At 63.8% G+C, this 21,853-nt stretch carries 18 protein-coding genes and 2 tRNA genes; all 20 read right to left on the minus strand.

What is annotated here, in order from left to right; all coding sequences use genetic code 11:
• Positions 1 to 44: 44 nt before the first annotated feature.
• On the minus strand, positions 45 to 2,492 hold the full coding sequence (locus tag G537_RS0102590) for a phage tail fiber domain-containing protein (RefSeq protein WP_026868782.1): 2,448 nt from the start codon (positions 2,490 to 2,492) through the stop codon (positions 45 to 47).
• Between the two features lie 68 nt (positions 2,493 to 2,560).
• Positions 2,561 to 6,202, minus strand: coding sequence for a phage tail tip lysozyme (locus G537_RS0102595; protein WP_026868783.1), 3,642 nt, complete (start codon positions 6,200 to 6,202; stop codon positions 2,561 to 2,563).
• On the minus strand, positions 6,199 to 8,301 hold the full coding sequence (locus tag G537_RS0102600; RefSeq protein ID WP_155888463.1) for a hypothetical protein: 2,103 nt from the start codon (positions 8,299 to 8,301) through the stop codon (positions 6,199 to 6,201). The genes G537_RS0102595 and G537_RS0102600 overlap by 4 nt, the downstream gene beginning before the upstream one ends.
• A 255-nt stretch (positions 8,302 to 8,556) precedes the next feature.
• The gene (locus G537_RS0102605) at positions 8,557 to 9,093 is read right to left on the minus strand and encodes a virion core protein, T7 gp14 family (RefSeq protein ID WP_155888464.1); all 537 of its coding nucleotides are present in this window, start codon (positions 9,091 to 9,093) and stop codon (positions 8,557 to 8,559) included.
• Positions 9,083 to 9,544 carry a hypothetical protein gene (locus tag G537_RS0102610; RefSeq protein WP_026868786.1) on the minus strand — a complete coding sequence of 154 codons (462 nt, stop codon included), beginning with the start codon at positions 9,542 to 9,544 and terminating at the stop codon, positions 9,083 to 9,085. Before G537_RS0102610 ends, G537_RS0102605 begins: the two co-directional genes overlap by 11 nt.
• Entirely contained in the window at positions 9,544 to 11,889 is a 2,346-nt protein-coding gene (locus G537_RS0102615) for a phage nozzle protein (RefSeq protein WP_026868787.1), read from the minus strand. The genes G537_RS0102610 and G537_RS0102615 overlap by 1 nt, the downstream gene beginning before the upstream one ends.
• Positions 11,886 to 12,476 (minus strand): hypothetical protein, encoded by a 591-nt coding sequence (locus tag G537_RS0102620; protein ID WP_026868788.1) that lies wholly within the window; start codon positions 12,474 to 12,476, stop codon positions 11,886 to 11,888. The genes G537_RS0102615 and G537_RS0102620 overlap by 4 nt, the downstream gene beginning before the upstream one ends.
• An 81-nt stretch (positions 12,477 to 12,557) precedes the next feature.
• Positions 12,558 to 13,502, minus strand: coding sequence for a phage capsid protein (locus G537_RS0102625; protein ID WP_026868789.1), 945 nt, complete (start codon positions 13,500 to 13,502; stop codon positions 12,558 to 12,560).
• A gap of 216 nt (positions 13,503 to 13,718) precedes the next feature.
• Positions 13,719 to 13,795: transfer RNA gene (locus tag G537_RS0102630), tRNA-Trp, on the minus strand.
• Positions 13,792 to 13,867 (minus strand) — tRNA-Asn (locus tag G537_RS0102635). Before G537_RS0102635 ends, G537_RS0102630 begins: the two co-directional genes overlap by 4 nt.
• 44 nt (positions 13,868 to 13,911) lie before the next feature.
• Positions 13,912 to 14,151, minus strand: coding sequence for a hypothetical protein (locus G537_RS0102640; protein WP_026868790.1), 240 nt, complete (start codon positions 14,149 to 14,151; stop codon positions 13,912 to 13,914).
• Between the two features lie 349 nt (positions 14,152 to 14,500).
• Complete coding sequence (locus G537_RS0102650) at positions 14,501 to 14,689, minus strand: hypothetical protein (RefSeq protein WP_026868791.1); 189 nt, start codon at positions 14,687 to 14,689, stop codon at positions 14,501 to 14,503.
• A gap of 3 nt (positions 14,690 to 14,692) precedes the next feature.
• Positions 14,693 to 15,532, minus strand: a complete 840-nt coding sequence (locus G537_RS0102655) for a capsid assembly protein (protein WP_026868792.1) — start codon at positions 15,530 to 15,532, stop codon at positions 14,693 to 14,695.
• Positions 15,529 to 15,777, minus strand: a complete 249-nt coding sequence (locus tag G537_RS0102660; protein WP_026868793.1) for a hypothetical protein — start codon at positions 15,775 to 15,777, stop codon at positions 15,529 to 15,531. Before G537_RS0102660 ends, G537_RS0102655 begins: the two co-directional genes overlap by 4 nt.
• 23 nt (positions 15,778 to 15,800) lie before the next feature.
• Entirely contained in the window at positions 15,801 to 17,357 is a 1,557-nt protein-coding gene (locus tag G537_RS36075) for a portal protein (RefSeq protein WP_281171428.1), read from the minus strand.
• Between the two features lie 452 nt (positions 17,358 to 17,809).
• On the minus strand, positions 17,810 to 18,304 hold the full coding sequence (locus G537_RS44610; protein WP_245578904.1) for a DUF3310 domain-containing protein: 495 nt from the start codon (positions 18,302 to 18,304) through the stop codon (positions 17,810 to 17,812).
• Positions 18,301 to 19,155, minus strand: coding sequence for a hypothetical protein (locus G537_RS0102680; protein ID WP_026868796.1), 855 nt, complete (start codon positions 19,153 to 19,155; stop codon positions 18,301 to 18,303). The genes G537_RS44610 and G537_RS0102680 overlap by 4 nt, the downstream gene beginning before the upstream one ends.
• Positions 19,148 to 19,315, minus strand: a complete 168-nt coding sequence (locus G537_RS43435) for a hypothetical protein (RefSeq protein ID WP_155888465.1) — start codon at positions 19,313 to 19,315, stop codon at positions 19,148 to 19,150. The genes G537_RS0102680 and G537_RS43435 overlap by 8 nt, the downstream gene beginning before the upstream one ends.
• A complete protein-coding gene (locus tag G537_RS36080) occupies positions 19,308 to 19,535 on the minus strand; it encodes a hypothetical protein (RefSeq protein WP_064742059.1) in 228 nt (75 codons plus the stop codon). The genes G537_RS43435 and G537_RS36080 overlap by 8 nt, the downstream gene beginning before the upstream one ends.
• Positions 19,522 to 21,615 (minus strand): DNA polymerase, encoded by a 2,094-nt coding sequence (locus G537_RS36085; protein WP_051247715.1) that lies wholly within the window; start codon positions 21,613 to 21,615, stop codon positions 19,522 to 19,524. Before G537_RS36085 ends, G537_RS36080 begins: the two co-directional genes overlap by 14 nt.
• Positions 21,616 to 21,853 lie beyond the last annotated feature (238 nt).

Genomic DNA, 21,853 nt, shown 5'->3' on the forward strand with positions numbered 1-21,853 from the left:
TTTCACAGGGTAAGAAGGGAGCCCCCTAAGGGGCCCCCTGAGAGTTACACCCGCTGGACCGCCGTCCGTCGTATGGCCATGCTCGGCTGGGCGCCTTGGACGGCCTGGAGGAGGGTTCCGTTAAGGGTGACGTTGACGGTGTTGTTGTAGACCTGATGCCAATGGAACGTCCCCGTTGCGGACATGCTCAGGAAGCCGTAGGCGAGCACAGCGGGGAACCCCGGGGCGTTGACGTGGATCTCCCACACCTTGCCCTCGGGGACTAGGTTCTCTGGCGCCGCCTGAGACGCTACATCCCAGATGGTCAGGGGCGTTCCGGACGTTGCTGTTCCCTGGAACTGCGGCCCGAACAGCTTGTTGCCGTTCAGCAGGAGGTCGCGCCGTGGCCGGAAGTAGCCCTTATCGGTCCCCGTCCGCCGCCCGACCTCAAGGAACGGATCGGTGTCCCCGTTGTCATCGAACACGGCATAGGCGGTGAGCTGGCTACCCGTGGACAGGAAACGCCACCCGTGGGTGTCGTTGTACATGTTCACGTTTTCGCCACCGTTGCCACCCTGATTTCCGCCGTAGATGTTCAGGGTGTGCATGGCGTTGCCAATGACGCCGCCCAGCCACGGGCCGGTGATGCTGATCCGGTGGAACGGGGTGCTCGGATCGGCCGCGATCACGTCATAGAAGAAGCGGTTCGCAACGATGCCCGGCCGAGGAGAGGAATTCGGGTCGCCATTATCGGTCGTTTGGATTGCCGCGATTGTGGCCGCGATTCGTCCGGGGTCGCCCACCGGCAGCCCGTTGGACACCACTTCGCCGACCGCGAACGGAGAGCCGTTGTTGACCACCGACGTGTTGTGCATCACCAGGAGATAGTTTCGGTTCCGCCACGAATACCGAGACAGAACCTCTCCGGTCGCCCCGGAGGTCTCTCCGGTCACATTCTTGAAGAACTCGAATCCTGGCAGCGTACCCGTGCCGATGTCCAGCTTCGAGATGTACTGACCGTTCGCGTCGATGTCGCCCGAGACCATCGAATAGCGCGACTTGCGCAGGAAGACGACGCCGCCCCACCAGCACGAGGCGATGCGGCCGAAATGGATGTACTGGGCTTCCACGATGGGGACGCCAAGCTGGCCCGTGATTGTCGGACCGTCAAACAGCAGGCCCAGGTTACAGCCTGAGATAATCCCGCCACGCCACCAGTTCTCGGTGCAGCTGAAGTTGGCGGCCGTGCAACGGACGGCCATGTTCAGATCGTAGGCGTAGCCCAGTTCCAGTTGGAAGCCCGCCGCACCGTTCTGCATGGAGAGGGGAGCGGTCGGGTGTCCGGAACCAATTCCGATGCCGTCCGCATTTCGGCCTGAGCCGATCATGAACCCGACTTTGACGCGGACGTTCTGCTGCTGCCCGGTCGAGTTTCGACCCACGCCGATCAGCGGTTGCTTGCCCATGAGGCCGGGAACTCCCGGCGTGAAGCTAGGAAGCGCCAATAGGGTGGCGTTCGAGAAATCCACTACGAAGCCCCTGCGCCCCTCGGCAACCGTGCTGTAGAGGTTGTCCAGGTCCAGCGTGGAGGCGAACCCAATCGTTCCGGCCCCGCGCATGCCGCTAAGGCCCAGCTTCAGGCAGAAGTCCAAGCACGCCCGAGCGGCGGGGGCGTCATCCGCCACACCATCGCACACGGCCCCGAACATGCGAATGTCGGGGTACTTCTCCGCCAGCTCCCACCAGTTGCCCAAGGCGTCCTGGATCTTGCCGGCGTGGTTCGGCTCCGTGCCGACGCGCTTGTACACCGCCCCGCCCCCGTCACCCGCAGCGAGATAGCCACCCGTACGGATCACGGACCGGACCGGGGAGACCTGGGCGAGCTGCACAGCCCCCGCGGTGGAATAGTCGTAGGCCACCTCGCCGGGCATCGGTGCGGTCCGGTTGATGGCCTCCTGAAGGAGGTCCCGGCCGGACGTGAGGGTCATCCCGTCCGCCTCCTCCACAGGGTAACCGAGCATGGTCACCCGCTTCAGGCGGCCCTTCCAGCTCGTCTTGTCCTCTGTAAGGATCAGCGCATTGTCGTCAAAGTAGCCCTTCGGGACCACATCGCCGGTCCCCACAGGCGCCGCCGCGTTGACGATACGGCTCCCCCGAGCATCCCAGGTGAGACCCGGAACGGTCAGCTTCATGGACAGGCCGTCGCTGTACTGGCCTTCCTGGGCGAGATGGAGGAGCTGGGCGAATTCGACGTTCAGGTCAGCAGCAGCCAGGGTGCTGTCGTCCTGAACCTCTGTGACCGGCTGGGAGTTATCGGTGATCCGCCTGATGATCAGGACATCGCCCACCTGGGTTGGCACCGAAACGTAGTTGTCCGCGGTCCAGACGAGCGGGACCTCGGCCCCGTTAAGATACCCGTGGACGTAGGCTTTGGAGATGTACTCGAAGGGCACCTGCCACGGGCCGGAAGTGCCGTTGCCCGTATAGATGACCTCGGTATGGATGTCAGCCAAGGTGTCTCCTAGAAAAGCGAAGGGGCCGCACTAGGCGACCCCTGAAGTTGATCTCTATGGTTGCTTGCTCACTCATCTCGTGGCGCTCTCTGCGGTGCCCCACTGATGAGGGCGTTGAGCGGCACGGTGAGGAACATTGAGTTCCCGAACGGGAGTGCTCGGGTTGCCTGCCGGTACTCCTGTTGGGACGGCTGCCGGCCGTGGAAGATCGGCTGAACGATGGAGCCGAGCGCGGATGAGAGGTCCCCGTAAAGGGCCACTGTTGGGTTCCCGAAGAACGGATCGTTCTGGAGCCCCGTGGTGCGCCCGGAGAACATCGGATCGAAGCCGGAACTGAACCGGGCCGTGTCCACTAACATGGGGATGATCGACGCCATCCCGGTGCGCTGGAACGCCGCCAGGGCGATGTTCTTTTCAGACAGGCGCTCCTTCAGGTACTTCTCCCTGTCCGGCCGCCCGATGGACTGGACCGAGGTCTGGGCCGCGTAGATGGTTCCCCCGAGCATCATCGTGAACATGGCGGTAGCCAGGGCTTCCCGGTCCCGCATGTTCATGTGCCACAGCGTTTGCTTGAAGAAGGAGCCGATCATGAAGGTACGGAATTGGAAGGCTGCCTTCATGAACCGGTTCTGCATCCAGTACGGCAGCGCGCCGGGATCGTTCTCCTGGACGATACGTCTCGCCCAGCGGAATACGGCGCCCTCGAAGGCGGCCCGGGCCTCTACGTCTTCCCACTGGTCTAGGTTCAGGCGGGTCACCTTCCCGAACTCCCCACTGGCCCTTGAAGCGTTGGCCTTGAACTGCTCCAGAACACGCCCGAGCATCTTCTCGTCCAGCCCCAGTGACGCCATCCGCCGGAGGTTCGCCTTGGTGGGGTTGCGGGCGAGGTCTGCAAACTTGTAGACGATACCGCGCATGGCGGTCGTCTGAAGAAAGCGGTTGATGTAGCGCATGCCTGAGATGGTACTGACCACACGGGCTCCCTCACGAAGCCCCTGATCGACCCTCGCCCAGGCCGGGCTCATGCTGTCGCCGAAGTAGTCGTCGTCCCAGCGGTAGGGCATGGCACCCTTCAGGTCATCTGCACCAATCCCAAAGACAGCCTCCAGTTCGTTCCCCAGATCGTCCCCCAGGGAGCCCGTCTTGGCGTCCCTGATGAGCGCCCGGAACGAGGGGACGCCCTGGATCGTGGCCCGGAGGCCAAGGTTGCCGATGATGCTCCCCAGCTCCACCGCCTGCGCCCAGCCCATGTTGTTCATGAGGCGGACGAAGTTGAATAGCATGATGGTTCGGGTGAGCTGGGCTAACTCCCCGCTGTCGCTCGGGTCGGGTGTGCCTATGATGGCCCGGTAGATGGTCTGGAGCTGTTTGACGCCCTTCTCGGTGTCCTTCAGCCCTTTGAACTCCCCGTAGGCCCTGGCCGCATCGATCAGCGACCCGAACTCGTTATCCGAGGTGATCCCGTCCACCACCGTGTTCCCGTCCGCATCCCGAACCCTGATACGGCCGAGCGCAATCCGCCCGCTCATGTCCCGGCTGTAGGCATGGAACAGGTCCATGGCGTTGTTGTGGAGGAGTTCATCGAACCGGATCACCCGACCGTTCGGCGCAGTGATCGTGGCGTGCTCGTTCAGGAGGGCGCGGAACTTGCCCCTTGAAGGGTTCGCGCTGTCCTCCTGGGGACGGAGTTGCTTGGCGAGAGACTGGGCGTCCAGCTCATCCACCCCAAGGTCCTTGAGGCTCTGGACAAGGTAATCTTGATCGTCGCTCCCGAGGGGTCGGTCAAGTCTACTTGACAGGCCAGCGTCACGTTGGCGCAGTTTCTTGACCATGCCCTCGGCGACGCGGTGGGCGACCTCGTCTTCAAGATTGGGCTGTTTGTCCAACAGGGCCTTCTTGTACAACTGGACCACGCCCGTCTGCCCGATCTCAAGGAACAGCTTGTTCAGCTTGTTGAAGTCGTAGAGTCGGGGGACGTAGTTGTCGTTCGGATCTAGTTTCTCGTAGCCCTTAATGGCCCTCCGGATACTCCCGTCCTGTAGCCCTGGGTTCTGCGCCATCTTCACGAAGTCGGCGTAGGCCGCTCGGAATGCTTCGCCCGCCTTGACCACGTTCGGATCAAAGGTGACGGACGGATCAGTGTTCCGCATGAACGCGGACACCTGATCGTTGAATTCATCCCAGGCCGGCCCCCACTGCTTCTTCACGAAGCCCAGGTTCCGCTCCTTGGCCCAGGCGTTCCAGGCCGGGAGGACCGACCGCTGCACCCGGACGCTCATCCGATGGTGCAGCCGCGCTGCGTCCTCAGAGGCCCCGAAGGCGGTCGCTATGGTCCCGTTACGGTTCCCCACGGCGTCCTCGGCCAGGACATTGCCCAGCGCCCGGAAGACGGCGTTATCGCTGGACTTCAGCCACCCGGTAAGGTCTTGCCTGAGGCGTCCCGCAAAGGCCGTCTGGGGGACGCTCACGTTCTCCCATATGCGCACGTCATCCCTCAGGGGGAACGTTGCGTTGGCTTGCATCGCGCCCGCTGTGGAGCCCGGAGCGGGGGTCAGGGAGGTGGTCTCCCTGAGTTCCTTACCGATGCGCATAACGGGCTCGGCGAGGTCCGGGGCGGTTCGTGACAGGGCGCCGAAGCCGGCCCCGAGGATCATCCCAGCGCCGGCCGCCATGAGCACGTCCCGCTCCCCCACGCCGGGGGTGATAGAGGCGTCCACCGCTTCGAGGCCGCCAGCAGCGGCGCCTTCGACGCCAGCGAACACGCCCGCCCGGCCTAAGGCACTCAGGCCCCGACCGGCAACGGCCAGCTCCCCCAGGCCCCCCGAGGCAATCGCGAGGGCCAGAGACGCGGGGTCGAGCATGTTCACCGCCAGCCGGGTCACCATTCCGGTGACGCCAGCCTGCGCCAACGTCTCCTCACGGTCTTGCCGGTCCCGGAGCTGCTGTGCCAACCAGTCGGCGTGTTCCGAGGACATGGCCTCATCAAGGCCCGCTAGGCTGTCCTCAGTGAGCCCGTATTGCTTCTGTAGGTCTTTCAGGCGTTGCTCATCCAGCCTGAAGTTCAGGTCAGGCGCGAACTCGGGCCGTTCCTGGATGAAGTGGGCGGTGACGCTATCTTGGTTCACCGCTGCCGTTAGGGTGTTCCACAGGCCCGGACCTTCGGCCTCCTGCCTCAGTTCCTCTTGGCGCTGTTCGAGCCGAGGAACCGGGGCGGGATCAACGGCGCCGCCGAGGTCCGGATTGGAAGGGAGGGGGGCGGCGCTGCCATCCCCCTCCATGATCTGCCGGGCGTAGTTCAACCGGTTCTGCCACCCGTCGCCCCCTCGGGGGTTCTCCTTGGTCCACCCGCGGGGACGCTCAAAGCCGATGAAGATGTCATTGGCTTCCTCCAGCGTCTTTGCGTTCCGGAGGCGCTGGCCGATGCCGGCCTCACTCGTCTCCAGCTCGTGGGCCAGGAAGGCGAACTGGGTTGTCAAATCGTTTGGCGTCTTCCCGCGTTCGGTGGCGAACTGGATCAGCGCCGTCTTGCGGCCCTTTCCGGGCTCCGGATCGCGCCACCCGGCGATGCCCAGACCGGTCCCATTGTCGTGTACGGCGTCCGGGTTCAGGTTGCTTTCTTGGACCAAGTTTCCCACAATGGCCGCAGCGGCAACATCGGGATACCCCTTGGCCTTGAAATAGGCGTATGCCGCCTGTGCCCTTTCGTTCATTCCGTCTCCTGCTGTTCGCGCATCTGGCGGAGGTGTCCTCGAAGACCGCCTCGTGGGGTTCTCAACATCTCCTGCCGGGCGTTCTGGTCCTGTATGATCCGCTGGCGCTCCTCGGCCAGCTCCTTCTCACGCTCCTCAGCGTCCCTCTGCATCTGCTCCCAGATGTCCTCCATGGTGATGTAGAGGGGCCCCTTACCGGGGACGGCCACAGGTAGGCCGCTGCTATCGACCACCTGCCAGCGCCCCGCAGAGGTCCCATCAGGGACCACCTTCAGGTCCCCGAATTCCGGCACGTAGTCCTTAGCACCACCGTCATAGAGGTCGCGCATCTTCCGGGTGATCCTGGCCCCGATATCCGGCGGGTAGGCTCGGGCATTGGCCATGACCGCGTACCCGTTCACGTTGATGTGAGACGCGGTGTACTGCTCAGTGGCGGCCTCAACCGCCCGCTGCGGGGACAGGCCAAGGTCCATGTTGCGGTAGGCCAGGGTCTCGATCTGGGATCGAACCTCTCCGGTATTCTCGACCGGCCCAACGATCCCCTCAGAGCCCCACCAGAGGCGCCCAAGGGAGGTCGTGGGGTCAGCCCTCAAGACCACGTCATCGGCCGCCTGACGGATAGCTTCCCGCTCCGTGGAGGAGAGGTTCACCGAGGCGCGGCGCGCGACGCCGGAAAGCTGAATGGCCTGCCCGGCCGCCTGCTCGAAGGTCAGGCCGGCGTACTCCATGCCGATCCGGATGTCCTCGTAGAAGGTCCGGTCACGGTCATCCTTGAGGAGGTTCTGGCGGGCGTACATGGGGAGCTGGGCGTAGACCCCACGCCAGCTCTCGTAGGCGTCCTGGAGATTGCCCAGCGGGGGAAGCCCCTTCTGGACATCCACCCCACGGACACTCGCAGCGGCCCCCGCAAGGGTGTTCTGGAGGGGCACGTCATCGAACTGGTTCGGAGCGTAGAACTGGACGCTGTCGTAGACGGCTTTCTGGGCCGGCGTCATGTTCTCCGCCTGGGCCTTCCGGTTGCTCTCCTCAGTCCACCTCTGGATGGCGTTCTGGATCTGATCGGAGCGCGACAGGGTGGTCTCCTCGCCGCTCTCGTTCAGAACCTTGGTGTCCCGGATCAGGGCGCCGCGCTTGTCCACGGCGATGTCCCAGGCGGTGTTATACGCCTGCTCCTTGGACTTCTGCGAGGCTGCGGCTAGGGCGGCCTTCTCCTGCTGCTTTGCGAGGGCGGCACGGTTGCGCTCAAGCGCCTCTAGGTTCTGGACCTTGAGGCGCGTCCACTCCTCCTCACCGTACAGGCCATCCCGCAGGCCCGCGTCCAGCTCCTCGTCCGTGGCCCGGCCATCGTTGACCTTGGACCGGATGTCCACCACGCGGGGGGCCTGGGCACGCTGGGCAAGCTCGAACTGCCGGGACCGCGCCCGTTCGATGTACTTGGTGGCGTCCGCGGCGAACTCGCGCTTGTTGCCGAGCGACCCTACCCCGCCACGGTCATCCGTGAGGATGTACTGGACGGTGTCCAGGTCGCCCTCATCGGCCAGCCGCGAGACCACGCCCATAAGGACGCGATCCTGATCCGCCATGGACATCACGTTGAGAGCGGCATTGGACTTCATGTCCGCCCGGATGCGCTCGTAATAGGCTTGCGGGGAGTAGGTCCCATCAAGCTGCATCTGCGTCCGGGTGTTGATGAACTGCCCCGTGATCTGGTCCCCGGCCTGCGTCTTGTAGAACTCGGTCTTGTCCTGGACGTTCTGGGGGCGAAGCTTGCTCGCGATGGCCTCGAAGGACCGGGCGGCCTGACGCTGCGCGAAGGGATCGTCCCCCACCGCAGCTACGGCGGCGCGCTGGCCCTGGGCAATGAACTCGTCCAGGTTCCCGTTGTTCTTGTCGAAGCCAGTTTCGTATTGCTTGACCAGCTCAAGGGCGGCCTGGGTGCCCGCGTTCCCGCCGTATATCTGCATGAACTTGGCTCGGGCGAAGGGCCCTTCCCAGTTCTTGATAGCGCCGCTCTTGATGAACTCGTGCTGTTCCTGGAGGGTCATCCCTCCGATGCGGGCCTCAGCACGGGCCTCCTGGGCCTGACGCTCCTTGTCCATCTGGTCATCGGCGAACCGGGCCAGGACGGGCGAGAAGTCGCGGAGACCCTGGGCCAGCGCAAGCCACCCATCACCAGCCCCTCGGGGGGCCGGCGGGGGCGCGTAGGTGTCCACAGGTGCCGCGGCAGGGGTGCTGATCTGGCGGGGCGTGAGCTGGGGCTGCGGGGTGCGGACTAGGCGCGGTTCACGGCGTCCGCCGCCGGCAACGGTGCTGTCCCGCTGCGGTGTAAGTCCGGGCAGAAGCCGGGCCATGCGTTACTCCTTGGGTTTGTATCGGTAGTAGGCGTCGTAGCCGGACACGGCCGACTTCCCGATGGCCAGGCCATAGTCGAGAAGGGTTGGTCCCTCGGCGCGCTGGTAGGTTCCCCTTGCGATGGCCTGGGCGTTGATGCCCTGACGCTGCACCTGGAACTGGTCCGTGGTGTTGGTGAGGCTCCGGTCAATGGTGGCGAGGTTCCGCCCATAGACGGCCTCAAGGTCCCCTAGAAGGACCTCCACGCCGGTCCCCGCAAGGCCACTCTCCATGGCCCTGAGGGAGGCCGTAGCAGCGGCCTGACGGTACTGGGAGCCCTCCTGGATGCGTTGCTCGGTGGCCGCCTGCTCCTCCTGGATCTGGCGGCGGTTGAGCTGTGCCTGTTCCTCACCAGCGGCCCTGACGGCCTCTTGGCGCTGGGCTCGGGCGTACTGGTTTTGGGCGTCAGCCTGGGCCTGCTGGCCCATGAGCGAGGCGCCCTGGGAAAGTGCGGTGACGCCTCCGGTGATGAGTCCAATGGTCAGCGGATCAAAGCACACGGGACCTCCTAAACTGGGCCATGGGGAGGCCGTGGGCCTCATAAGGAACGTCCAGCTCGAACCCCAGCTTTTCAAGCCAACGAACGAGCGGGACATTGTCGGTTCGGACGATACAGATCAGTTCCGCATAGAGCCGTTCAAACACCTGAAGCCATGCTCGGGCACCCTTGTGGATGGCCCTGAAGTGCTTCTCGAAGGCGTCATCCTGGCAGATGAACCAGACGTTCCCGGTGTCGCTAATCCCCGCGTCCGAAACCCCAAAGAGGCAGAACGCTTCTCCATTCGCGAACGCTGCGCGCGCGCGCTTTGAGCGCTGGACAGCAATCCGCACGATTGGATAAGGGGCCGAGAAGCCGGCCCTCTCCAGGAACTCCTTGTCGCTTCGGTGGAGGCGGAGGGAGACGGCCTGGATGGCGCTGGCGCTGGGCGCCCCTGTTGAATAGGTGGTCATCACATTCCCTTGTTGATGGCGTAGCCGTCCCAGCGGCCACTCAGGAAGTAGGCAGGGAACGCGCTGTCGTTGATGATGCGGATGCGGACCTCATCATTCCGGCCCTTCACGGGCACCCCAAGCTCCCCATCCTGGAAATTGAGTTGCCCCACCCGGTAGTCCGGATTGGTGGCGAGACGGGCCGTGAAGGGGGTCTTGCTAACGCGCCCGTTGGGGGCGGTCACCTCAACCCGGAAATAGCCGGCCTTCTGGAAGGACAGGAAGAAGCGGTTGATCTGCGTCCTGTCGGCGGTGACGGAGTTTCCGTTCTGGTCCCTGAAGAACAGCCTGGAAGGCTCGAACACCTGGGGAGCCTGAAGGCCCGCATAGAGGGTGACGTTGCGTAGGTCGCCCTCCGTCCACACGCTGCGCCCATCGGCGCCGTTGTGTAGCTTCACCTTCCGGCCGGGCCTGTAGCTGCCCCACCCGCCTGCCGTAACGCTGCCCTCTAGGGGCCTGAACTCGGTGTACGGAAGCGTCCACCCGGTGTTGTTGTTGACCGGGTCGTAGGTTGCGATGGCCGGATAGAGGAGACAGCGCCTGTCCAGGTAGGCCCCTATCTGGTCCTGGAAGGTCGCCGGACGGAGGTAGATTTGCTCGAAGGTTACTCCGTCGTTCGGGTGTTCCATTACGATGTGGAGGACACCTTCGATCCAGTTGACCGCACGAACCGATGTCCCTTCCGCGAACACCCAACGGTTCCACGCCGCCTGTATCTTCTCCTGGCCGCGCCAGTAGTAGGTGTAGGTGTAGATGACGTTGGGCGTGCTGGTGGCGTGGAGGACCACCATGTTGTTCGGCTCACTCGCTGCCATTCGCCGGACATCAGCCGGGAGGAGCGATTGAACGGCCTCGGATACCTCGGTGGCGTCGTTGGTGAGCGTATCGCCTTCCCGGTAGTACTCCTGAAGGGACGCGAACGAGCCCTTGGTGTTCGTGAAGAAGATCGTATTCCCCGACGCCACAGGCCGCACGAGACGGGACATGGCGAACGAGGTAGAGGTGTTGATGGAGACCGTCTTGGGGGACAGGAGGTCCGATCCCTTGACCACGTACTGGGCCGCTTCCGAGAACAGCAACAGGTCCTCGTTCTGCTCCAAGGCGTGCCAGAAGTCGGAGACCTTCCCCGAACCCGCCGCGTAGTCGATAGGGTCGGTGTCAACCTGCTCCATGTTGCTGTCCTTGAAGAAGTCAAAGAACTCCCCCGCCTTGGACATCACCACGTTCTCTCCTGAGAGGACCACGAGCCGGTTTCTGTAGAAGGTCACGTAGGAGACGGTACGGCCAACGAATGAGGGCCACGGGTTCGTGTCCTCATCGCCGCACTGACGCTGAACCCACCCAAGCTCCTTGAAGGTGAACGTCCCGTCCGCCTCCCGGACCAGCGCATGGGGCATCGTTGATGGGTTCATTCCGAGCCCCGTATTGGGGGCTACCGTTTCCCGCCAGACGCCCGTGGCGCCCGTGGAGGTGTCAAAGCGAACCCAGTACTTCTCGAACTTGCGATCATCGCTCGCGGCCACCTCAACCACCAGGTCTGGGCGGCCCTTGGCGGGCAGGTCGGAGAAGTTCTGAACGCGGCCCTTAATGAGGACCATATCGCTGTCGCCGCCCGAGGCGTAGTGGGAGGCCGTGAAGTTGACCCCTTCGGGGGCCACGAAGCGGATCGTGGAGCCCAGCTTCTCAATGACCCACCCGCTGAACGCCGCGTCTCCAATGAAGTCGTCGGCCAGTGATGAAGCCACCCAAACGGTGGTTACCGTCTCTGCGCTCTCGCCGTCCAGGTTGTCCGTGGTCCGGTTGTGCTCCACCCCGTTTACGGTCAGGGAGTACTTGGTGGTCGGCGCCACGTTCCTCACCCACACGAACAGCTCGTTCGGGGCAACGGGGCTGCGCGCGGAGGACTTCTGTACGGTCACCGTGCGGTTGGCCACGAATGTGTAGTCCGCGTTGGTAAAGGCAGACAGCATGTCCGCGGGAGAGCTGGCAAACAGGTAGGCATTGCCGTTCGGGTAGTTGACCGTCTTCTCGACGCCGTTCACGTCCCACACCCGGACGAAGCCCGAACCGAAGGCCACCAAGTATCGTTCGTTCTCGTCCCGGTCAATGAGGTGCCAGAGGACATTGCCCAAGGCTGTGTCACTGACCTTCGCCACGAACTCGCTCGGAGGGCGCCTACCGAGCCCGTCAAGTGGACTTGACAGGACATTGTCGCCGACCTCCAGTTGCGTGGCCGAACGGAGGATCTGGGGCTGCTGGGATATCCCCGAGATGAAGTTGGGTATCTGCTGTTGACGCAGTCTCATCGGAAAGCCCCGCGGAAGTCAGCGCGGACGCTGTGCCAGCCCCCGACCACGTTCGCCTGGATCACCTCCGCGTGCTCGTTCAGGACCGCGGCAAAGGCCCTCAGCTCGTCCTCATCGGGGCGCGAAATGGTGGCGTTATTGCCCTGCTCATTCGCCTGGAACACGCGCTTGGCCTTCAGGGCCACGAATTCGCGCGCAGCGTTGGGCATGTCCTCGAACCCCAAGAGGAACGTGAGGGTGACCGTTACGGCCCTCCCAATGGCGTAGGTATGGTCCTTGGTGTCGTAGAGCCGGTTCCCTCGGGCCACGTAGCGGGGATCACAGGCGGCCACCTTGAGGGTGTTCAGGGGTATCAGGACCTCACCGCTCGGAACGGCCGGCTGAAGGTCCATCGTTTCAGTGTTCCAGTACCAACCCTCAGGGGAGTTCTGGAAGGAGCGCATCGTGTCCAGGAGGACCTTGTGCGCGGCAGTCGCATCGGGCGGAACTTCATCGCCCACCAGCCGATCCACAGGGGACGAGCTGATTGAGGCGAGCATTTCGTTTACCGCCCCAAGCTCGGTCTGCAAGTCGTAAAGAAGGGCCATTCAGCCTCCGTTGTTGGGGACGAAAAAAAGGGGGAGCGGAGCGATTGCTCACACTCCCCCAAGGGTCAGTTCAGGCTGGCCTTACGCCACGCCATCGTCCGTGGTCAGCTCGACCGCGGCTTCCGGACGAAGCACGCCATGGCCCACGGCGGTCTTCGCCAGCATCAGCCAGCTCTGCCGGCGGGTCTCCCAGACGGCCTCGGACTTCACGTCCAGCAGCTTCAGGGTGCCGGCAGCCGACTTGTGCCAGACGATACCGGCGGTGTTGCTGAAGTCGCCGTTGTAGATCGACTGGGCACCACCGGTGACGTTGGTGCTCGGGACCGCGTTGGACTTCACGATGCTGATGCCCGCGGCCTTCAGCACCTTGCCCTCGGCGTACATGCCCGAGCCGCCGAAGTCGCGGTTGATCATCTTGTCCGTCTTGGACACCAGACCGTAGTACTGGACCGGGCGGAAGGCCGCGTAGCGGTCGTCCTCCGGAACGTTCTTGCTGTCCAGAACGGCAGCCGCATCGAAGATGCCGGCCGCCAGGGCCTCGCTGTCGGTCAGATAGGTGGCGTCCTCGATCTGGGCGCCGCCCGGCTGGCCGGTGATGACGGCCGCGGCGCGGGCCGTGTTGACCAGCACGCGGGCCTTGGTGTCGTCCAGATCACGCGCCAGACGTGCGCCCAGCTCCTGCGAGAACTGGCCCCGGACATCGTAGTGGTTCATCAGCTCATCGATCTCGGCGATCGTGACGTGCGAGATGAGCATGCCGTCCAGGTTGATGACCCTCTCGGACACCGGGATGGCGCTACCGGTCAGCTCGGCGCCCGGAGTGTGGTAGCCCGAGGTGGCCTGACCGATGACCGGGAACGTGGCGCTCTTGCCCGAGGCGATGGAGCGGACGTAGGTCAGCGGCATGAAGACGTTGGTGCGGTTGAAGGTCGCCAGGACTTCGCCCGAGAAGACCTTCAGGAACAGCGCCAGCGGATCGCCCGAGCCGTTGTTCTGGCCAAGGCGGGTAACGGTATTGTCAGCCATTTTGCTGAATTTCCTTGCAGAGATTGGGAGGGTGTACGGTCCTCACGCTCTCCACACGGCCGAACGAGGTTGTCCCATAAGGGCACCCCTCAGGGCACCCTTGCGGGGCCAAGTCGTTCGTGTAGATAGACGGTTTCCCGTGATTGCCGCGTATGGCCCTGTTCCGGGCGCTAAGAACGCAGCGCAATGTCACTCTCTCAGGATCTCAACAAGGGTTGGCACCACCGCCGGGACTTGAACCCGGATCGCACGGTTTTGGAGACCGGCATGTTACCTTACACCACGGGGATGGCTCCCCCGCCAGGGCTCGAACCTGGGACCTTCCGATTAACAGTCGGGTGCTCTACCAACTGAGCTACGGGGGAAAACGGGCATCCTGTAACGTCGGATGCCCAGCTACGATCTCATGTCAAGTTGGCTTGACAGCAAGCCCGACCACCGCGCCGTGCTTGGACTTGCAGTCCGCCCACGCTTCACGGTAGTCGAGCAAGAGGTGCGCGACGGACTTGTCATCAACAAGGCCAGGGATGACAGGCTCCTCGGCGCAGTATCTAAGGCTGTCCGGGATCACCACCACCGGCTCGGAGGCGGCGCAAGCCGTCAACAGCAGCGCGAGTAGCGGGACCAACAGCGCCACCTTCAGGGGCACGGTTGATCTCCTCTCTAAGGGGTTGCAGGGACGCGGCCCGTTCAGCGGCCTCTTGGGCCACCTTCTCGACAGCCGCGAGGGCTTCATCTCGCGCAATTAGCGCGGCCTCCTTGACGGCCAGCTCGGCCTTCAGATCGGCGTTCCTGTCCCAGAGGATCTTCACGGCCCCTCCAAGGGCCACGAAAAGGGCCACCACAACGATGGCCCCATAGAGCTTGAACTGGTCCAGCATCAGCGGGGCACCTCCCGAAGCTTCTCCGGGTCAGGGATGAACCTGTGGCCCATGCGCCGGGCCAGCCGGTCAGCGGTCTTGATTACTTCCGCCAACCATTTTTCCTTATCCATTGGCTCACCCCGTGATCAAAGACAGGAGGGATATCAGGACGTTGTCGCGCCCTGACAGGACGGAGTAGATGACCAGAGCGAGGATCACCCACTCTCCGATCTTCTTGGGGGACAGGCGGAGGCGGCGGTCCTCAAGGACGTTGACGAACAGCAGCCAGCCCACCAGCGTCCATGCACGGAACCGCCGGGCCATCGATCAGTACTTCCCGGCGGCGATGCTCCGCTCGATCTTCGCGATGACCTGGGCCTGATAGGCCGGATCGGTCGCGTAGCGCGGATCGGACTGAGCAACGACCTGTTCCTGGAGGGAGTTAAACACGTCCCCCGCAGCGGTGGTTGGCTGCTTCCCGCCCAGGAGCTTCGGGTTGCTCCCTTCGGCGGCCGTCATGCGGGCCTTGAGGGCGTCCAGAGCAAGCTTCGCCTGGGCGCCGCCGGCCTGGAGCGCCTTGTTCACGGCCTCGATCTCGGCATCGGTGACACCGCTTTCCTCGGACGTGGCCCAGGCGTTCAGGGCGTTGAAGGCTTCCTCGCCGCCAATGTGGTTCAGGATCTCCTGCGCGCGCGCCGTGGCGACGGCCTTGCGGCCCTCGATATAGGCGTCCACGGTCTCCTGCGAGAGGCCCTTGGCCTTCAGCTCAGCGTAGTCGGCCTCGGTGAACTTGCCGCCCTGCTCACGGAACTTGGCCTCATAGTGGGCCATGTCCACGCCCGCATCCTGGGCGGCCTTCTCCTGGGCCTTGATGGCCTCCTCAGCCGGCTCCTGGGACTGCTCCTTCTGGGCCACCTGGGGGGTAACCCCATCGTCGGCCTTGGGGGCCGGCTGGGCGCCCTGCTTCTTCTCCAGCTCCGCGTATGCCTTGATCAGGTCATCCACGGTCTTGAACTTCTCCGGGAGGCCGGCCGGGCGCTCTGCCGCGGGGGCCTGCTGGTTCTCCGGGGGGGCGGCCTTGAAGCTGCCGTCCGGGTTCTGGCCGGGTGCAAGCTGGATGCCTGCCGCCGCGACCTGTTCTGCGGTGATTGCGGCGGTATCGGTCACGACTGGCGCACCTTACCACCGCCCGGAAGGACGGTCCCGGTCGGGATGTAGCCCGCGATTTCGGCGGGGGAAACCGCCCGGTGGACGTTCACGCCCGCCACCGAAATGCTGCCGTCATCGTTCAGGGTTACGGCGCCATTCATGTTGAACGGGGTCGGATCGGCCGGCTGGACGACGTTCGCCTGGAACTCGGGAAGGCTCCCCTCGACCAGCTCCGGGGTCTTGGAGCGTGGGGCTCTCGCCATGGGTTCTCCTGTGTGTGTGGTGGTTACTGAGGCGCAGTGGCGTCCGGGGCCATCTGGTCCCGAGCGATCTGCATCGCCCCCGGTACCGCGGCTTGCGCGGCTTCCTGGAGCTGCTGTTGCTGCATGGCGGCCTGGATTTGCTCTTGGGTGTTGATCAGCCCGCCCGTGTCGATCCCGATGCCTGCCGCGCCTCGGTTGAGCGCGTCAGGGACGTTCAGGTACAGCGGGAGCTGGTCCGGCGGGACCACCTTCGCAGCGAAGTCAAGGAACTCGTTCAGGCGGATGAAGTCCGCGCTTCGACCAAGGGCGTCAAGGCCGGTCACGATGAGCGGCTTAACGAGGCCCTTAGGGAGCCGCGGGAAGTCCCCCTTGGACTTCATCCTGCGGATCACAACGTTGACCAGCGGCAGCTGGAACTCCGTGGCCAGCATGGAGTAGGCGCCGCCTTGGGCCTGCTCCAACTCGCCGGCCATGAACCGGATCTCCTCGGCCGTGACGCGCTCCCCACTACGCTGGATCGCGCTGTTGAGGAGGAAGGCGTAGGCGAGGCGGTTCTCGATCTCTCCGGCCAGCTCCTTGGCCACCCGGAAGTCTACGGCCTTCCCATCGGCCTGGACCATGGACACGTCGTCAGCGCGGCCAGAGCGGACATCGCCGTTCTTGGCGTCCTTGATGGTCTTGACCGTGGTGACCCCCGAGGGGTTCACGAGGATGATCAGCTTTGCCAGGGCCGCGACGCCCTCCACGATGGCCTTGCTCAGGTTCTCCAGCGAGCGGAGGTCACCGAGGTATTCCTCGACATGGGAGCGGGAATAGTCCTCACCGTCCACCTTAACGAGGCGGAGCGGGAACCACGGGAGGGCGTCCAACGGATAGCTCCCTCGGGAGCTTTCGATGATATGGCCATTGACCTCCTGCTCCACCCGGTAGTGATTGCCGTTGCGCCATACGCGGGTGTAGAGGTCGAGCTGTTCCGTCTTGCCAGCCTTGGGCTTGGCCGAGGACAGGGGCATCACGGGGGCCGCCTTCCGGATCTCCGGAGGGACCACTTCGGGTGCGACCGTCTCCTTGACGATCAGCTCCAGCAGGTTGCCCATATCATCACGACGGACCACGTACCGGTCCAGTCGGAAACCTTTCAGGCCCCCTTCAGGAGGCGCGTAACAGAGGAAGTTGCCGGCCACCAGGAGATGCTTCATCGCCTCCAAGGCGGTCCCGCGGACCTCCGCTCCTTCGATATTGTCCTTCACCCGCTGTTCCAGAACCGAGAGGGCCTTCTCAACTTCAGCCTTGGCGCGCTCGTCTGGGGTCATTCGCTCGACCCGGCCCATGTCCGGCTTGAGCCGGAAGAAGGGGGCGTTAGCGGGGAGGACGACGGTATGGAACCGATTGGCGAGATGATTGACGCCACGCGCGCCAACGCTCTGCCAGGGTTCGTACAATGTGGCCCCTGCCGTGGTGCCGGCTCGCGGCAGCAGGGAGGGGATGGTCAGCTCGGCACAGGTGTAGGCACGCTCCAAGAAGGGGAGCCTGTCAGCTTCCAGTGTGCCGTAGCGACCAGCAATGGTTTCCGGGTTCACTATTGGGGAATTTGAAGGCCCGGTCGGGTGCCCGGATTGGGCCGCGTAAGGTCGATCCTGAGGGACGCCCGACCGCGCCGATTGGCGTCAGCCGTTCGGTTCTGCGGGGACTGGTCCACCTCAAGGTTCTTGGCGGTCTCCTCAGGGGCCGGAAGTGGCTTCACGTCCGGCTTCTTCACCTGGGGGCTAGGAAAGCACATGATCCGCCTCCTGGATCTTCTGGATCTCGGAGAGCTGGTCGATCAGTCTGCGCCTTCCAGCATCGTACATGATCTGGTCCAAAGGGGTTCCCGGTTCGGGCGCCCTCAATGGGAAGACCTTATTCAACCAGTTGATAAGGTTCTTATCGATGAGGGGACAATCGTCCATTCACCCTCCTAAGATAATTGATGAAGGGAACCCCGGCGGGGGCTAACGGTAGGGTTTGGAAAATTCCCCGCCGGGACAGTGGGTTAGGCGACCGGCGCGCCCTTCTTCTCCTCGAAGGCAATCAGCTTATCGAGCATGTCGCGCGCCTTCTTGAGGTCCTGGATGCCGCCCTTCTTGCGCCACCTGGACACGTACTTGATGACGTTGCCCTCGGGGAACGGGATGCCGTTGGCCATGATGTAGTCGAGCGGCTGGATCGGCATGTCGGTGTAGTGAGAGCCACCCACCTGGGTTGCCATAGGAGCAACCTGGGGGACGGCCTGACGTTCGCCGGGTACGTAACGGGAGGCTTGCTCACGGTTTCCGGGAGGGATCTTGTCCACCGCCCCAGGGCCGGCCTTCACAAAGCGATCCGCATCCGGGTTGATATCCATGCCGCGGTCAGCAATAACCTTGATCCGGTTTTCCCGGGGGTACGTCTTTAAGACATAGTAGATGTGCCCCTCAGTCAGATCGCGCTCCCATATGCCTCTGGCCACGCAACGAACAAGGTCGCCCCGCCGGAACGGGAAAGTCACGGGTTCCAAAGTTTCACCTCCTTGCGTTCGTAGTCGTAATCCGTGTTCCGGCAGATGCGGGCCACACGGGCCTGCACTAGGGCGTCCTCCTCGGTCAGCCCGGCCGCCTCGTAGTGAGACACCACAATGCTCCAGAGAGGCACGGACGGGTCGGCGTAGACGATCTGGGGTTCGGTAACTACCTGCCCCTTACGGGGGCCCCTTGTGATCTCCCTGGGGAGAAGCGTGGCCATGGCCCGCTCCCGCACGTACTTCTGGGCCTTCTCCATGCCGACCCCCGGGCAGCCCGAGTAGCCGTCCGTCTGGTCCCCCGCGAGGGTCTGGATCATGTGCCACTCATCGGCCTCCTTAGGGGTCACCTCGAAGATCCCGAGATGCGACTTCCCTTGGTTGTAGTGGAGGCCGGGAATGGTCTTCATGTCCTTGTCAAGGGACACGATGATCTTCTCGCCGGGGATGGCCTTCTTGTGCGTCGCCAGGATGCCCAGCACGTCGTCCCCTTCAAGGGTCGGCTTGCGGTACACCTTGGCGCCCTTGAACTCGGGGCTCTCCAGGTAGGCGCGAAGGGCCGGGATCAGCATCGGCTTCCGCTTGTCCGCCCGGTTGCTCTTGTAGGTGGGCAGGATGGCCTTCCGCCAGTTCACCTCATCGGTCAGCGCAATGGCCACCTCATCGGCCCCAAGCTTCTCCTGGAGGCCGAAGATCTGCGAGTTGAGCATGTCCACCGCGGGGTGCTCCTCGCCGTGCAGCGTCCAAAGCCCGTCACCCCAGTGTATGGGGTGCTCGTTCTGCTGGGCGGACTGGTACACAAGTATGTCGCCGTCCACGAGGATGGTACGCTTTTCAGGCATGGCCCCCCACCATCATGTCGTAGAGGTCCAGCTTCCGCCCCGCCTCCTTTACCGCCTCCTCGGCTTCCCGGATCTCGGCCGGGCTGCCCCCTAGGCGGGCCTCATAGAGGTCGTCCAGGGCGGCGGAATAGTCCCTGTAGAGGGCGTTCCGATCACGCACGGTTGGCCTCCTTCATGCGCCTCCAGTGCTTGACGCCCTCGGAGGTGATCATCCATTGACGGGTGTAGAGGCCGGTGGCCTCGCGGGTGGTGAGGTATCCTTCGCTCGCACAGGCCGCGACCGTGGCGGCGTTGGCTCGCGCGAAGTCGGACTTCACGGAGAAGCTGGCCTTGATGGCCCGGTCAAGAACCGCGACAATGGACACCTCAGTGCGTGTCAAGCCACGACCTCCCGACCTTGAATTCCCCATCGATCCGGACGCGGAACCGGAAGTGATCGCCGGCCTCGGATAGGGCTTGTACTGCTGCTTTACCGACACGATCGGCAATCTCCTCTGTACGGGCCTCAAATTGCATCTCGTCATGAATGTGCGCGACCATGGCGAAGTCTTCCCCACGGACGAGCCCTTCTTGGGCGAGGATGCGGTGGACGATGACGGTGGCCTTCTTGACCACCAGCGCCCCTGCGGATTGCAGAAGCGTGTTCAGTGCGGCATGCGCCGAGCGGATCTTCAGGGCCTGCCCATCAAGGGCCATGATGTAGCCCTGTGCCTTGGCCTTGCTCTGGACAGCTTCGATGAGCTTCTTCAGAGCCGGCGTCTTGGACAGGAAGTTCCGCTTAAGTTTCCCTCCGACCTTCTTCAGAAGCTCCTCTCCGGGCACCTCAACGTCCCCGAAGAACTTCTCCTTCAGGTCCTCGTAAGGCAGCCCGAACTTCTTCAGGTCGGTCAGGATGTCTTGTAGGATCTTGCCGGCCTTCAGGTCCCCAGAGCCGTACAGGAACCCATAGAACCACCTCTTGACACCCTCGCGGATGATCTTGTGGCGCTTGTTCTCGGGGTCTCTATCGCCGCTCACTAGGCCCATGGCACAGGCGTTCGCCCAGTGGACATCGCCCTCTAACAGGATCTTCCCGTACACACCGCCGTCGTAGCGGTGTAGGAAGTGGGCGAGGCACCGCAGCTCCAGCCCGGAGGCGTCAGCGCCTACCTGGAACCACCCCTCAGTCGGGATGAACAGGGCTCGGCACTCGGCGCCGTAGGGAGCCGTAACGCTCGGCACCTGAGCCACGTTGGGATTGCTATGGGTGCAGCGCCGGGTAACCGCTCCGATGGTGTTGACGGAGCCGTAGATGCGCCCGTTGCGAACCAGACGGAGCCACGCTTGCTCCCCTTCCGCGAGCTGGCCAATGCGCTTCTCGACCGTGAAGAACTCGGTCAGCAGCGGCGCCAGATCGTAGGGCAGCTTTTCGAGAACCGTTTCGTCAACCTTAGGGTGCCCGTCTGGGGTGAACTCATCGGGCTCCCAGCCGTACAGCGTGATCAGCCTATCGGCGACTTGCTGGCGGGACGACGGGTTGAACTCGCGGAGGGAAACCTTGGTGTAGGGGACGCCCTCGGTGTACTCCTCGGTGACCGGCTGGGCCTCCCAGGCGACCTTCCCACGCTTCTTCACGGGGACCATGCGGGTGCCCAGATCGGGACGCTTGACGCGGCGGGACTTCTTCGGGGTGACCTCGCCCTCGCTCACGTACCAAGGGCGGATAGCGCCCTCCAGCTCCCGCTTCAGCTCGGAGCGGCGGCGCACAAGGGTAGCGTAAAGCTCCTGGGCCTTGGCCTCATCGAACCGGAAGCCTCGGCGCTCCTGATAGGCCAGGATCTCCGCGAACTCGTGTTCCATCTCGACCGCGGCCAGGGACGGCTTGCGGGAGATGATGAGGTTCCAGAACTTTTCGGTGACCCTCACGTCGCCCACACAGTAGGTCTGCATGGCCTCGTTCCAGGTCTCCCAGGCGTTCTCTTGCTTCCCGTAATCGCCCTTCCGGAGCCCCAGGCGGTATCCCCAGGCTTCCAGTCCGTGCTGCCCTGTGAGGGGGCCGGGGAGCGCGTAGACGGCGCCTCGGGCCAGGGCCTTCTTCCGGTTCGTCGCGTCGATCTCCCGGAGGTCGCCCCAGATGAGGCGTGAGAGAACGAGGGTGTCCCGGACCACCGCCTGGGTGTCCCATTCGGGGTACAGCTTGCGGATGACCGGGTCGTCATACCGTATCCAGTTCTGGCCGACGATCAGCTTCGCCTTGGCCAGCATGTCCAGGCCCGTCCGGATCGGGACGTAGCCCGGCTGGTCAGCGCAAGAGATGACAGCCCCGTTCACCATGTCGATCAGGACCAAGCTGTGCATCTTGGTCACGGTGTCGTAGAGGCCGTTCGTCTCGGTGTCCGCGAAGAACGCCTCGCCTGGGGAGTAGTCTTCCAGGTTGAACGTCAGGTGCTGCGGGAGGGGACGTAGAGGAACGCTCGTCACCGCACCGCCCTCAGGGGCGGCATGGTCCCCCGCAGTTCGGCCCGCTGGGTTTGTAGCCGCTGGATCTCCAGGGCGGTATCCGGGCTCGGGTTCTTGGCGAGCCGTTCCTTTGCCCGCTGAATGGCATCGCTAAGGGATCGTATGGATGCCATCTTGCCGAAGTGTTCCGGCGGTGGTTGGGATGCTTGCATTCGTCCTCTCGTGGGAGTGACAGAAAAGGGGCGCCCGAAGACGCCCC

Origin of the sequence: Inquilinus limosus DSM 16000 (assembly GCF_000423185.1) — a bacterium.
Classification (GTDB): Bacteria; Pseudomonadota; Alphaproteobacteria; order DSM-16000; family Inquilinaceae; genus Inquilinus; species Inquilinus limosus.